Genomic DNA, 13054 nt, shown 5'->3' on the forward strand with positions numbered 1-13054 from the left:
CGCTTCGACCTTAGATTCCCGCACGCGGACCCGTCCTCTTCCCGTAAGACTCCGACACAGGATCCGCATGACCGTCTCCACCGCCCGCACCGGCATCGTCCACCTCGTGGAGCGCACGCCGCAGCTCGCGGGCGCCGAGATGGTCGCGGCCCTCGTCCCGCCGCCCCAGTTCGCCGACGCCACGTTCGACACCTACTGCGCCGATCCCGCGTTCCCCTCGCAGCAGCAGGCGAAAGACCTCCTGATCGCGTTCTCGGGCGCCGGGCAGCCCGCGAAGGGCGGCTTCTTCCGCAAGGCGAAGCGTCCGGAGCTCAAGCCGGGCGTCTACCTCGACGGCGGCTTCGGCGTGGGCAAGACCCACCTGCTGGCGTCGATCTACCACGCGCTGCCCGCCCGGCGGAAGTACTTCGGCTCGTTCATCGAGTACACCGCCCTCGTGGGGGCCCTCGGCTACCAGAACACCGTCGAGCTCTTCCGCGGCGCCGACCTGCTGTGCATCGACGAGTTCGAGCTCGACGACCCGGGCGACACGATGGTCATGACGCGTCTGCTGGGGGAGCTGGTCTCGTCGGGCACCCGCCTGGCCGCGACATCGAACACTCCGCCCAACGCCCTGGGCGAGGGGCGCTTCGCCGCCCAGGACTTCCTCCGCGAGATCCACGCGATGGCCTCGAGCTTCCAGACCATCCGCATCGATGGCACCGACTACCGTCATCGTGCGGTCGACGGCCACGCGGCGGTGCTCACCGATCCGCAGTACGAGGCGGCGATGGCGGATGCCGCGGCCTCGGGCCTTGCCTCCGACGACGTGTTCGGCGACCTGGTGGCCCATCTCGCGCGCGTGCACCCGTCGCGCTACATCCGGCTGCTCGAGGGGCTGACCGCGGTCGGCCTCCGCGATGTCGCGCCGTTCGAGGACCAGTCGGCGGCGCTGCGCTTCGTCGCGTTCATCGACCGCGTGTACGACGCCGAGCTTCCGATCCGCGCGACGGGCGTCTCGCTCGACCTCGTGTTCCCCGAGGAGATGCTCGCCGGCGGCTACCGCAAGAAGTACCTGCGAGCGATCTCGCGCCTCGTGGCCTCGACTCTGGCCTGATTCACGGCACCCGCCCGTCGGCGCGAAACACGATGTTTACGCGTACGCGCGTCGTGTAACCAGCGGGAAACACAGGATGAACCGCGGCGGAAACGGGCCGTCGCGACACTGGGGGAACCCGACGCTATACCTGCGTCCCTGCAGAGAGGTTCACCCCGAGATGGATCAAGGCAACACCGCATTCATCCTGATATGCGCGGCGCTCGTGCTGCTGATGACGCCCGGACTCGCGTTCTTCTACGGCGGACTCGTCAAGGCGAAGAGCGTCATCAGCATGATGATGCTCAGCTTCGGCGCCCTCGGCCTGATCGGCGTCCTGTGGGTCGTCTACGGCTACGCGATCGCGTTCCCCGGTTCTGAGGGCCTCGTCGCACCGTGGTCGATCGACTGGAACAACATCGGGCTCTCGGCGCTCATCGAGGTTCCCGAAGGCTCCGCCTTCCCGCCCCTGGCCTTCGTCGCCTTCCAGGCCACGTTCGCGATCCTGACCGTCGCGCTCGTGTCCGGCGCCATCGCCGACCGCGCGAAGTTCGGCTCGTGGCTCATCTTCGCCGCGATCTGGGCGACGATCGTCTACTTCCCGGTCGCCAGCTGGGTGTTCAACTTCGGCCTCGCCGAGGACGGCAGCTTCGCCTACGGCGGCTGGATCACGTACGGCATGCAGGAGTGGTTCGGCCTCGGCGCGATCGACTTCGCCGGTGGTACCGCAGTGCACATCAACGCCGGTGCCGCAGCCCTCGCGCTCGCCCTGGTCCTCGGCAAGCGCGTCGGATTCCAGAAGGGCGTGCACGTCCCCCACAACCCGCCGTTCGTCCTGCTCGGCGCGGGACTGCTGTGGTTCGGCTGGTTCGGCTTCAACGCCGGCTCCGAGCTGGCGGCCGACGGCACCGCGGCGCTCGCGTTCGTGAACACCATCGCGGCTCCGGCCGCGGCGCTGCTCGCGTGGCTCGTGGTGGAGAAGATCAAGGACGGCAAGCCCACGTCGGTCGGCGCCGCCTCGGGTGCGGTCGCGGGTCTCGTCGCGATCACCCCCGCCTGCGCCTCGCTGACGCCGATCTGGGCCGTCGTGCTCGGCCTCATCGCCGGCGCGGTCTGCGCCCTGGCGATCGAGCTCAAGTTCAAGTGGGGCTTCGACGACTCGCTCGACGTGGTGGGCATCCACCTCGTGGGCGGTCTCATCGGAACGCTGTACCTGGGCTTCTTCGCCACCAACACCGGTTTGTTCACCGGCGGTGACGGCACCCAGCTGCTCGTCCAGGCCATCGCGGCCGTGGCGGTTCTCGCCTACTCCTTCGTGCTCGCCTGGGTCATCGGCTTCGCGATCGAGAAGACCATCGGGTTCCGGGTCAAGAACGAGGACGAGGTCGCCGGCATCGACACCGTCGTGCACGGCGAGGAGGGCTACGTGCTCGAGAGCACGCGCGCCTGAGTCGTCTCGCACAGCAGGGGAGGGGCGCCGCGGATCTCCGCGGCGCCCCTCCTCGTTCGTTATCGTGACCTCGTGACCGAACGACCCCGCCTGCTGACGCGTCTCGCGCAGCTCTTCCGCTCCGACTCACCGCCGAAGAGCGACACACCCGGCGTCGCCCCGGAGGGTGTCGAGCCCGGCCGAAGCGGCGAGACGGCGACCGTCGAGATCGTCCCGCCCGGCCCGGGCGATCTGCGCATCGCCTACGCCCCCGATGTCGACGGCGACCCCGACGCGGGCGAGGTCATCTGGACCTGGGTGCCCTACGACGAGCGCGACGGACGGGGCAAGGACCGGCCGGTGCTGATCATCGGGCGCGAGGACGCCGACCGGGTGTACGCCGTGAGACTCACCAGCAAGTCCCATGACGGCGATCGCGACTATCTGGCGCTCGGCTCGGGTGCGTGGGATTCTCAGGGGCGCGCGTCCTGGGTGGACGTCGAGCAGATCTACCGCGTGCATCGCTCGGGAATGCGTCGCGAGGCCGCCGTCCTCGACGGGGACCGCTTCGCGACGATCGCGGGCGCACTCCAGCGCCGCTACGGGTGGACGATCGACGTGTGACGAACGAGAAGGGGCGCGCCCCCGGTGAAACCGGAGGCGCGCCCCTTCTCGCGTCGACCGTGGGCTCAGCCGCAGTTCGCGGCGGCGTACTCGACGCTCCGCTCCACAGTCAGCTCCTCACCGTCGATCGTCGCGGTGCTCGTGACCGTCACGGCGCCGGACGGGATGCTCTCCGAGCGCGTCGCGAAAGGCTGCGAGCGGCTCTTGCCCTCGCCGAGCGAGGGGACCGGACGAGATCCGTACTCCGTCTCGACCGTCGAGGTGACGGGTGCACCCTCGATGTTCGTCAGGGTCACGAGCTGCATGACCCTGGCTCCGACGCAGCGGTGATCGACGGTGATCGAGACGAGCCCGGTCCCCTCCACGACGGCGGTCTCCGTCGTCTCGTTGCCGGCGTTGTCGAGCGCGCGCACCGTGACCGTGCGATCGACGATCGACGGTTCGAGCGTCGTCGTGGCGGCGCACGGCGTCCACTCGCCATCGTCGACGCGAACCTCGCACGACGCCACGCCGGAGCCCTCGGAGCCGTTCGACGCCGCGGGGTCGGTCGCCGAGACCGACAGCTCCCACTCGTCGACCTCCACGTCGACGACCGGGTCCGTCGTGTCGAGCTTGTACGCGGCATCCGTGGTCCACAGCATCACGGCGTCGCCCCCGAGCGAGGCATCCCGGTACTCGACCTGAGCCCAGTTCGTGCCCTCGGCCGCGTCGAGCGGGAGCGTCATGCCCTGCGTGATCCCGCTGGTGATGGTGTCGGGCGAGACGACGCGCGGGCCGTCGTTGTGGCCTTCGATCAGCCGCAGCCACGACGGGGACAGGCCCGTGCCGTTGAAGTCCGTCCAGTCGACCTTCACGCGAGGAGCCTCATTGACCCAGGTGTCCTCGGCGACCGGAGCACCCTCCGCATCGACGAGCGACGCCTCGACGTGAACGGGGGAGTTGTAGTGCGCCATCACGCCCTCCCACTCCTCGAGCGTGACGGGGAGAACCGAGCCGTGGCGCGGGCTGACCGGCAACGACCAGTACGGCGAGCTCTCCGACCGTGCGGTGCAGTCGCGGGAGAGGCCGGTGGTGTTGCACCAGGACTGACCCAGGTACTCCCATTCGTTCGGCGCCTTGTCCATCGAGTCGGACCGCCACGCCACGTACCCTCCGCCGGAGGCGTAGTCGATGAAGACGTACCACATGTCCTCGACGTTGTCCTTGAAGACGAGGGGGCCCTCCAGGTTGCCGCCGGTGAGGCCGGGGATCTGCCACTTGCTGGACCCGTCGGGGTTGCCCACCATCGTCCACGCGTTGGGGCTCTGCGTCAGCGGCGTGATCGGGTTGCGGTTCGTCACGTACGGGATCGTCTCCTCGACACCCCACGTGTCGTAGAGGTCGTCGAGGGAGTCGATGTACTGGAGGAGGACCCGGAAGCCGTTCTCGTCCTTGGTGAGACGGTAGATCCGGTCATCGGTCGCGATCATCGTCGAGTCGATCATGCCCCAGCCCTGCCGTCCGGTGGAGCGGTCGAGGTTCACCCACGTGGTCGGCTCGCTGAAGGTCACGAAGTCCTTCGTGGTGGCGACGCGGATGCGGTTGTACGAGATCTGCGACGTGTTCCTGTTCTGGATGTCGTCGGTGGGGTACAGGTTCGACGCCCAGAAGACGATGTACTGGCCGGACTTCTCGTCGTAGAAGGCCTCGGGCGCCCAGACGTTGCCCGCATGGTCGTCCTCGACCTTGATGAAGCGCGGCTCGGACCAGGTGACGAGGTCCTCCGACTCGTAGACGACCAGGTTGCGCGAGCCCTTCGACTGGCGGTAGGACCAGGACTGGCCGTCCTGATAGGTCTTGAGGTCGGTCGCGAGGAGGTAGAAGCTCTCGCCGTCGGCCGACCTGATAAGAGAGGGGTCGCGCAGACCCTGCTGGCCCTGCGGCGGGTTCACCGTCTGGAGGATCGGCTGCGAGACGGACGTGCCCTCGTCGTAGTTCAGCTCGTACCAGTTGAGCGGATCGTTCCCCTTGGACGCGCTGATCCAGATCTGCTCGCCGTTGCGCCCCCCGTCGTCGCCACCGTGGAACGACGCGAAGACATAGCGCTCATACTGCTCGTCGGCGCCCGCAGGCGCGGCATCCTGGGCCGCTGCGCCGACCCCGGCGGTGACCTCGGTCGCGGCCGCCTGCTGCGGCAGCTGCGCCATGGCCGGCGACGCCGCCAGCATGGCCACGCCCAGCGCTCCCGTGGTGGCGATCGTCAGAATGCGAGCGGCCGCGCGGCCGCGTCGGGGTTTCAGCGAGGTGAGAGATGAGGAGTACGGCATCGGTGCCCTCTTTCCCGGGAGGTTCGGTCGACCCGCCTCCGTGCGGATCTGGCGCCCATGCTAGGCGGTTACCGCTCACATCGGCGCTGCATGAGACGTTCCTCATGCAGCGTCGGCCCACTCGTGCGCGAACCGGATCACCGGCGTGCTCGTTGCGGACGCAACGGTTCCGTCGTGGAAACGACGGAACCCCCGCCGCGGCAGGGGTTCTTTCGGTGGGCGATACCAGACTCGAACTGATGACCTCTTCCGTGTGAAGGAAGCGCGCTACCAACTGCGCCAATCGCCCGTGACCCGTGGGGGCCGAGACTCGATACTACCGGATGCCGGGGCGTGCCTCGGACCGGATCGGGAAGACACGCGCGGGCCGCGCCCGGTTTTGCACTGCGCCATTCGTGGGCTAAAGTCGTTCAAGTGCCCGGGTGCGAAACCCGGGAACGAAATGCGGATGTAGCGCAGTTGGTAGCGCATCACCTTGCCAAGGTGAGGGTCGCGAGTTCGAGTCTCGTCATCCGCTCGAGTGCAGGGATTTCCTCTCGAGGAAGTCACGGCACGTGGGGTCAAACCACACGCGGTGGCGTGGCCGAGCGGCTAGGCACCGGCCTGCAAAGCCGTTTACACGGGTTCGAATCCCGTCGCCACCTCCACTCATCAACTGAACAGCCCTTTCGGGCGCGATTGGCGCAGCGGTAGCGCGCTTCCCTGACACGGAAGAGGTCACTGGTTCGATCCCAGTATCGCGCACCACCTGAAACCCCCGGTCGCCCGGGGGTTTCGTCGTCTCCGGCCGCGCGTCAATGGCGATGCTCGGCCGGGTAGACGTCGCGGATGCGATCGCGGAAGTACCGGCCGGCGCTCTCGGCGTCGACGAGCCCGCGGTGCACCGACGGCGGCACCGCGTAGTAGCGGTAGATCTCGCCGGACGTGAACTCCAGCTCCAGGACCGAGAGCTGCGCGTCGTACCCCGCTGACGCGATCGCGCCGGACTCGAGAGGCCGCCGTCTCATGCGCACGAGCGTAGCCCGCGGCATCCGCTCACCGGTTTGACTTGCCGAGGGCGATGACGGATTCTGTGAAGGCCGTCCCCTCGCCCCTTTTGTCACGATGGAGTGTCAACGCGGTCTCTCCGACGTCCTCTCGTCGCGCTCGTGAGCATGGTCGTTCTGCTCGCCGTCCAGGCGCTCGCAGATCCCACCGGCCTCCTCGCCCTGGTCGGCTGGTCGTGCGCCGCGCCCCGCTGGCGCGAGGTCTGGACCCTCGCACCGGTCCTCGTGTTCGTGCCCGTGATGCTCGGTGTGTCGTGGTGGGTGGCGACACGCGCCGGCGACCGGTTCTGGACGCTGGCGGCCGGGTTCGTCCTCGCGATCCTTGTCGCTCAGGCTGCGGCGTGCCTCGTGATGACGTGGGATCTCGCGGTCGCGGCGTGGGCGTGGGCGTACATCGTCGCCAAGGCCGTGCCGGCGGCCCTGATCATCGCCGCGGCGGCCCGCTGGCTCGGCGGCCCGGCTCGCGGGATCGCCGCGAGCCGGGCGCGACCCTGACGGGCTGCGCCGAGGGCGCGTACACGCTGTCCACAGTGGAGTAGCCCCGGTCACGCCCCGAAGGTCTGGATAGACTCGGACGCATGGAACTCGTCGTGTCGCTGCGCGCGTCCCTGGTCGCCACGACCGGCACGCGAACGCTCGGCGCCTGAGCGGGCAGGACGCGTGGTGCGTCCGAAGCTGAGTAGCCTTGATCCGAGCCACCTCCAGGAGAGTTTCCGTGACTGACGTGTCGTACCCCGCCGACGGCTTCGCCCTTTTCCCCGACCGCTCCGTGGTCGCCCTTCGCGTGAACGGCGAGCTCAGAGACCTCGCCACCCGCGTGGAGGACACGGACGAGGTCGAGCCCGTCACCATCGACAGCCCCGACGGGCTGAACATCCTCCGCCACTCCGCCGCGCACGTGCTCGCGCAGGCGGTCCAGCGGATCAACCCGCAGGCGAACCTCGGCATCGGCCCGCCGATCACCGACGGGTTCTACTACGACTTCGGCGTCGAGCACCCCTTCACCCCCGAGGATGTGAAGGCGATCGACAAGGAGATGCAGCGCATCATCCGCGAGGGGCAGCGCTTCGTCCGCCGCGTCGTCACCGACGAGGAGGCGCGCGTCGAGCTCGTCGACGAGCCCTTCAAGCTCGAGCTCATCGGGCTCAAGGCCGGGGGCGCGGAGAAGACCGAGGGCGCCTCGGTCGAGGTCGGCGCCGGCGAGCTGACGATCTACGACAACGTCGACCGCGACGGCCAGACGGTCTGGAAGGATCTGTGCCGCGGCCCTCACCTTCCGAACACCCGCATGATCGGCAACGGCTGGGCCCTCCAGCGCGTGGCCGGCGCGTACTGGCGCGGAAGCGAGAAGAACCCGCAGCTGCAGCGCATCTACGGCACCGCCTGGCCGTCGAAGGACGAGCTGCGCGGCTACCAGCAGCGTCTCGAAGAGGCCGCCAAGCGCGACCACCGCAAGCTCGGCAAGGAGCTCGACCTCTTCTCGTTCCCCGACGAGATCGGCTCGGGTCTGTCGGTGTGGCACCCGCGGGGCGGCATCGTGCGCGGCGAGATGGAGCAGCACGCGCGCCGCCGCCACGTCCAGGGAGGCTACACCTACGTCTACACGCCGCACATCTCGAAGGAGGACCTCTTCCTCCAGTCGAATCACCTCGTCACGTACAAGGAGGGGATGTTCCCGCCCATCGTGATGGACGAGGAGCGCGACGAGCACGGCGAGATCACCAAGCACGGCCAGGACTACTACCTGAAGCCGATGAACTGCCCGATGCACATCCTGATCTTCAAGGAGCGTGCACGCAGCTACCGCGACCTGCCGATGCGCCTCGCCGAGAACGGCACGGTCTACCGCAACGAGCTGTCCGGCGCCCTGCACGGCCTCACCCGCGTGCGCGGCTTCACGCAGGACGACTCCCACCTCTTCGTCACGCCCGAGCAGCTCGAAGAGGAGACCACCCGCGTCCTCGAGTTCGTCATCTCGATGCTGCGCGACTTCGGCCTCGAGGACTTCGAGCTCGAGCTGTCGATGCGCGACGACGAGAAGGAGAAGTGGATCGGGTCCGACGAGTTCTGGGAGTACTCGACGAACGCCCTGCGCAACGTCGCGAACGCCAGCGGACTCAAGGTCACCGAGGTCCCCGGCGAGGCGGCCTTCTACGGCCCCAAGATCGATCTCAAGACGAAGGATGCGATCGGCCGCACGTGGCAGCTGTCGACCGTCCAGGTCGACGTCAACCTGCCTGAGCGCTTCGAGCTGGAGTTCACCGACCGTGACGGCCAGAAGAAGCGCCCGATCATGATCCACCGCGCGCTCTTCGGCTCGATCGAGCGGTTCTTCGCGATCCTGCTCGAGCACTACGCGGGCGCGTTCCCCGTCTGGCTCGCGCCCGTGCAGGTCGTCGGCATCCCGGTCGCGGAGGACTTCGCCGACTACCTCGGCGAGGTCATCGCGCAGCTGCGGAGCGAGGGCGTCCGTGCCGAGCTCGATCACAGCGACGACCGCATGCAGAAGAAGATCCGCACGCACACAACGCAGAAGGTGCCGCTGCAGCTCATCGCGGGCGCGCAGGACCAGTCCGCAGGCACGGTGTCGTTCCGGTTCCGAGACGGCTCGCAGGAGAACGGCGTTCCCATCGCCGATGCGGTGCGCCGGATCCACGAGGCGATCGCGGACCACACGCTCGTCAACTCCGCGGAGGACTTCGGGGCGACCCCAGCGGCCGCAGCGGAGGCCTCGGCGTGACCTCCGTCGACGGGCCCGGGCCGGGCACGCCGCAGGCGGCGCCCGATCCGGCGCTCGTCGACGCCGCAGAGCTCGCCGGCGTGCCGGACGGCTTCCAGCGCCTGTGGACCCCGCACCGCATGGCCTACATCCAGGCCGGACCCGAGGTGCTTCGCAAGGAGTGCCCGTTCTGCGAGGCGCCCCACAAGTCCGACGAGGACGGCCTGATCGTGGCCCGCGGCCGCACCGCCTACGCGCTGCTCAACCTGTTCCCGTACAACTCGGGACATCTGCTGGTGTGCCCGTACCGGCACATCGCGACGTTCGACCAGGCGACCGACGAGGAGGTCGCCGAGATCGGGCTGCTCACGCAGCAGGCGATGCGCGTCCTGCGCGGGGTCTCACGCTGCGACGGCTTCAACATCGGCATGAATCAAGGAGCCGTCGCCGGTGCCGGCGTCGATGAGCACCTGCACCAGCACGTCGTGCCCCGCTGGTCGTCCGACGCGAACTTCTTCCCGATCATCGCGCGCACGAAGGCGCTGCCGCAGCTGCTCGGCGACGTGCGCCGCGCGGTCGCGGACGCCTGGCACGCCTGACGGCGCGGAGCGGATGCCTCGGCCGAGGCATCCGCTCGCTCAGGCGACCTGACGGACGTCGAACTGCATCCGCGGGTGCGCGTACGACTCCTGCGACTCGACGAGCTGCAGCTCACGCTCACCCGAGGCATGCGTGCGCTCGAGGAGGTCGAAGACGCTCGAGGTCGTGCGGGCGAGCGCCTCGGCGAGACCGCCGGTGCGCCGGTAGTGGGCTGTGAAGAGCGCGGCGGTGACGTCGCCCGAGCCGTTGGCCTTCATCGGGATGCGCGGGGTCTGGACGATCCAAGCGCCGGAGTCGTCGACGGCGAGCATCTCGATCGTGTCGGCCGGCGCGTCGGGACGCTCCACACTCGTCACGAGCACGGTGCGGGGGCCGGTCCCGCGCACGAGCTCGACGGACGCGAGGGTGGACTCGAGCGTGTCGGGCTCGGTGCCGGTGAGGAACCCGAGCTCGAACTGGTTGGGAGTGATGATGTCGGCGGCGGGAACCACGCGGTCACGCAGCAGGATGGGGATCGCCGGCGCGACGAAGCACCCGGACTTCGCGTTGCCCATCACCGGGTCGCACGAATAGACCGCCGACGGGTTGGCCGCCTTGACGCGCTCGACCGTCTCGAGGATCACGTCGGCGATGCCCTCGCCCCCCTGATAGCCCGACAGCACGACGTCGATCCCGGGGAACACACCGCGTTCCTCGATGCCGAGGATGACAGCGCGGACGTCGTCGGGGCTGATCAGCGGGCCGCGCCACGCGCCGTACCCGGTGTGGTTGGAGAAGTTGACCGTGTAGACCGGCAGCACCTCCACGCCGATGCGCTGGAGGGGGAAGACGGCGGCCGAGTTGCCCACGTGTCCGTAGGCGACCGCGGACTGGATCGAGAGGATCTTCACCGGTCGATCATCCCACCTCGGCGAGGACGGGCCGCCCGCGCGCCGCGCGGACCGCGGAGGCGAGGTCGGCCGCGAGCTTCTCGGCGTCCTCGTCGTCGAGATCGTGCACTGTGAGCCGCAGCCGCTGCGACGGCGTGCCGACCGCGAGCACGAACTCGTCGCCGGTGCGCGCGAGCCACCCGCGGCGCATCAGCTGCTCCGAGACGGATCGCGCGGGGACCGGGAGGGGGACCCAGAGGTTCAGGCCGTCGCCGGCCTCCGCCGGCACGCCGTGCGCGTTCAGGCGCTCGGCGAAGGCGGCGTTGCGCTCGGCGTAGTGCGCGCCGGCGTCCGCGATGGCCGCCGCGGTGCCGGCATCCGTCACCAGCGCGTGCACGAGCCGCTGCAGGAGGTGGCTCACCCAGGTCGTGCCCGGCGTGAGGCGCATCGCCAGCCGCTCGGCCGTCTCGGGATCGGATGCCGTCACGGCGAGGCACATGTCGGGTCCGAGGAACTTCGACACGGACCGCACGAGCGCCCAGCGGCGGTGGTCGGGCCCGATCAGCGAGTGGTAGGGCCGCCGCGAGAGCATCGAGAAGTGGTCGTCCTCGATCACCAGGACGTACGGGTGGTCGCGCAGCAGCTCACGCAGCTCGGCCGCCCGCCGCTCCGAAAGGCTCGCGCCCGTCGGGTTCTGCGCCCGCGGCGTGCACACGACGGCGCGGACGCCCTCGTCGAGCGCCCGGCGCAGCCCCTCGACCGTCATGCCCTCGTCGTCCACGGGCACGGGCACGGGGCGGTAGCCGCCGAGGCGCACGGTGTGGATGCTCGCGAGGAAGCACGGGTCCTCCAGCGCCACCGCGTCGTCGCGGGTGAGCGCCTGCGCGAGCAGCCGCTCCACGGCATCGGCGGCGCCGCTCGTGATGGTGAGGCGAGCGGATGCCGCGGGCCCGAGCCCCTCCGTCATCCATCCGTGCGCCCATGCCTCGAGCTCGCGGTCGATCACGGGCTCGCCGTACAGCACCGGTCGGCCGGCGGCTGAGGCGAGCGCCTGTTCGAGCCCGGGGATGAGGTCGGGATCGGGGTTTCCCGTCCCGACGTCGCGCAGCACGCTGTCGGCAGCGAAGCCCTCCTGCGCCACGACGGCGTGGTCGGCGACGAGCGTGCCGCCCCGGCCGCGCGTGACCACCATGCCGGCCTGCGCGAGCTGGCGGTACGCGGCGACGGCGGTGTTGCGGTTGACGCCGAGGTCGTCGGCGAGCGACCGGACAGAGGGGAGTGCGTCTCCGGGACGAAGGGTGCCGCGTTCGATGAGGGAACGCAGGCTGTCGGCGATCTCCGATGCGGATCGGCCGGTGATCTCGAGGTCCATGGCACCGCCCTTCGTCGATCGAGTCTAGGACGCGGTACATGATATCTTTTGGCCTAGGTCAATACCCGATCTGACATTCTGCGTCGCGCCGCCGCGCGCGGCCCACCGAAGGGATTCCTTGTGAGCACAGTCGACACGGGCACCGGTCGCGTCAAGCGCGGCCTCGCCGAGATGCTCAAGGGCGGCGTCATCATGGACGTCGTCACCGTCGAGCAGGCGAAGATCGCCGAAGACGCCGGCGCCGTCGCCGTCATGGCGCTCGAGCGCGTGCCCGCCGACATCCGCGCCCAGGGCGGCGTGTCGCGCATGAGCGACCCCGACATGATCGACGGCATCATCGAGGCTGTCTCGATCCCGGTGATGGCGAAGGCGCGCATCGGGCACTTCGTCGAGGCGCAGGTGCTGCAGGAACTCGGCGTCGATTACATCGACGAGTCCGAGGTCCTGTCGCCGGCCGACTACGTCAACCACATCGACAAGTGGGGCTTCACCGTCCCCTTCGTCTGCGGCGCGACCAACCTCGGTGAGGCGCTCCGCCGCATCAACGAGGGTGCGGCCATGATCCGCTCCAAGGGCGAGGCAGGCACGGGCGACGTCTCGGAGGCCACGAAGCACATCCGCAAGATCACGAGCGAGATCAACCTGCTGAAGTCCATGACGAAGGACGAGCTCTACGTGGCGGCGAAGGAGCTGCAGGCCCCGTATGAGCTCGTCGCCGAGGTCGCGGAGACCGGCAAACTGCCCGTCGTCCTGTTCGTCGCCGGCGGTGTGGCCACCCCCGCCGACGCCGCCATGATGATGCAGATGGGCGCCGACGGCGTCTTCGTCGGGTCGGGCATCTTCAAGTCTGGAAACCCCGCGCAGCGCGCCGCCGCGATCGTCAAGGCGACGACCTTCTACGACGACGCCAAGGTCATCGCCGATGTCTCGCGCGGCCTCGGCGAGGCGATGGTCGGCATCAACGTGTCCGATCTCCCGGCCCCGCACCGCCTGGCCGAGCGCGGCTGGTAGACC

At 69.2% G+C, this 13054-nt stretch carries 11 protein-coding genes and 4 tRNA genes; 10 read left to right on the plus strand and 5 right to left on the minus strand.

From position 1 onward, the window contains the following. Positions 1-67 precede the first annotated feature (67 nt). The 3 genes from zapE to OB08_RS14585 all read left to right on the plus strand — a co-directional run bounded on the left by zapE (position 68) and on the right by OB08_RS14585 (position 3128). Complete coding sequence (gene zapE / locus OB08_RS14575) at positions 68-1096, plus strand: cell division protein ZapE (RefSeq protein ID WP_461475954.1); 1029 nt, start codon at positions 68-70, stop codon at positions 1094-1096. Between the two features lie 160 nt (positions 1097-1256). Continuing rightward, entirely contained in the window at positions 1257-2525 is a 1269-nt protein-coding gene (locus OB08_RS14580) for an ammonium transporter (protein ID WP_461475956.1), read from the plus strand. Positions 2526-2597: 72 nt separating this feature from the next. Further along, positions 2598-3128 (plus strand): type II toxin-antitoxin system PemK/MazF family toxin, encoded by a 531-nt coding sequence (locus OB08_RS14585; protein WP_461475958.1) that lies wholly within the window; start codon positions 2598-2600, stop codon positions 3126-3128. 65 nt (positions 3129-3193) lie between these two features. Here OB08_RS14585 and OB08_RS14590 read toward each other — a convergent pair whose 3' ends face one another. After that, positions 3194-5434 carry a glycoside hydrolase family 43 protein gene (locus tag OB08_RS14590; protein WP_461475960.1) on the minus strand — a complete coding sequence of 747 codons (2241 nt, stop codon included), beginning with the start codon at positions 5432-5434 and terminating at the stop codon, positions 3194-3196. A 216-nt stretch (positions 5435-5650) separates the two neighbouring features. Next, positions 5651-5723 (minus strand) — tRNA-Val (locus OB08_RS14595). Positions 5724-5878: 155 nt separating this feature from the next. Here OB08_RS14595 and OB08_RS14600 point away from each other — a divergent pair. From OB08_RS14600 to OB08_RS14610, 3 genes are all read left to right on the plus strand, one after another. Then, a tRNA-Gly gene (locus OB08_RS14600) sits at positions 5879-5951 on the plus strand. A 56-nt stretch (positions 5952-6007) separates the two neighbouring features. Then, positions 6008-6081, plus strand: a tRNA-Cys gene (locus OB08_RS14605). A 25-nt stretch (positions 6082-6106) separates the two neighbouring features. Next, a tRNA-Val gene (locus OB08_RS14610) sits at positions 6107-6181 on the plus strand. A 47-nt stretch (positions 6182-6228) separates the two neighbouring features. On the opposite strand, the gene OB08_RS14615 is transcribed toward OB08_RS14610, so the two are convergent. Further along, a complete protein-coding gene (locus OB08_RS14615) occupies positions 6229-6441 on the minus strand; it encodes a KTSC domain-containing protein (protein WP_461475962.1) in 213 nt (70 codons plus the stop codon). 141 nt (positions 6442-6582) lie between these two features. Between OB08_RS14615 and OB08_RS14620 the strand changes: the two genes are divergently transcribed. From OB08_RS14620 to OB08_RS14630, 3 genes are all read left to right on the plus strand, one after another. After that, complete coding sequence (locus OB08_RS14620; RefSeq protein ID WP_461475964.1) at positions 6583-6975, plus strand: hypothetical protein; 393 nt, start codon at positions 6583-6585, stop codon at positions 6973-6975. A 220-nt stretch (positions 6976-7195) separates the two neighbouring features. Beyond that, positions 7196-9220 (plus strand): threonine--tRNA ligase, encoded by a 2025-nt coding sequence (gene thrS / locus OB08_RS14625; RefSeq protein WP_461475966.1) that lies wholly within the window; start codon positions 7196-7198, stop codon positions 9218-9220. Continuing rightward, on the plus strand, positions 9217-9798 hold the full coding sequence (locus OB08_RS14630) for an HIT family protein (RefSeq protein ID WP_461475968.1): 582 nt from the start codon (positions 9217-9219) through the stop codon (positions 9796-9798). The genes thrS and OB08_RS14630 overlap by 4 nt, the downstream gene beginning before the upstream one ends. A gap of 39 nt (positions 9799-9837) precedes the next feature. On the opposite strand, the gene pdxY is transcribed toward OB08_RS14630, so the two are convergent. Together pdxY and OB08_RS14640 are read right to left on the minus strand one after the other, a co-directional pair. Next, complete coding sequence (gene pdxY / locus OB08_RS14635) at positions 9838-10689, minus strand: pyridoxal kinase PdxY (protein ID WP_461475970.1); 852 nt, start codon at positions 10687-10689, stop codon at positions 9838-9840. Positions 10690-10696: 7 nt separating this feature from the next. Further along, complete coding sequence (locus OB08_RS14640) at positions 10697-12040, minus strand: aminotransferase class I/II-fold pyridoxal phosphate-dependent enzyme (protein ID WP_461475972.1); 1344 nt, start codon at positions 12038-12040, stop codon at positions 10697-10699. A gap of 120 nt (positions 12041-12160) precedes the next feature. On the opposite strand from OB08_RS14640, the gene pdxS reads away from it, so the two are divergent. Further along, the gene (gene pdxS, locus OB08_RS14645) at positions 12161-13051 is read left to right on the plus strand and encodes a pyridoxal 5'-phosphate synthase lyase subunit PdxS (protein WP_461475974.1); all 891 of its coding nucleotides are present in this window, start codon (positions 12161-12163) and stop codon (positions 13049-13051) included. Positions 13052-13054 lie beyond the last annotated feature (3 nt).

The sequence above is a fragment of the Microbacterium sp. HJ5 genome (genome assembly GCF_054824025.1).

Excerpts from the sequence above, each read along its gene's own strand:
- OB08_RS14640 (WP_461475972.1), bottom strand. The coding sequence starts at position 12,040 with ATGGACCTCGAGATCACCGGCCGATCCGCATCGGAGATCGCCGACAGC.
- OB08_RS14590 (WP_461475960.1), bottom strand. The coding sequence starts at position 5,434 with ATGCCGTACTCCTCATCTCTCACCTCGCTGAAACCCCGACGCGGCCGC.
- zapE (WP_461475954.1), top strand. The coding sequence starts at position 68 with ATGACCGTCTCCACCGCCCGCACCGGCATCGTCCACCTCGTGGAGCGC.
- OB08_RS14580 (WP_461475956.1), top strand. The coding sequence starts at position 1,257 with ATGGATCAAGGCAACACCGCATTCATCCTGATATGCGCGGCGCTCGTG.
- OB08_RS14615 (WP_461475962.1), bottom strand. The coding sequence starts at position 6,441 with ATGAGACGGCGGCCTCTCGAGTCCGGCGCGATCGCGTCAGCGGGGTAC.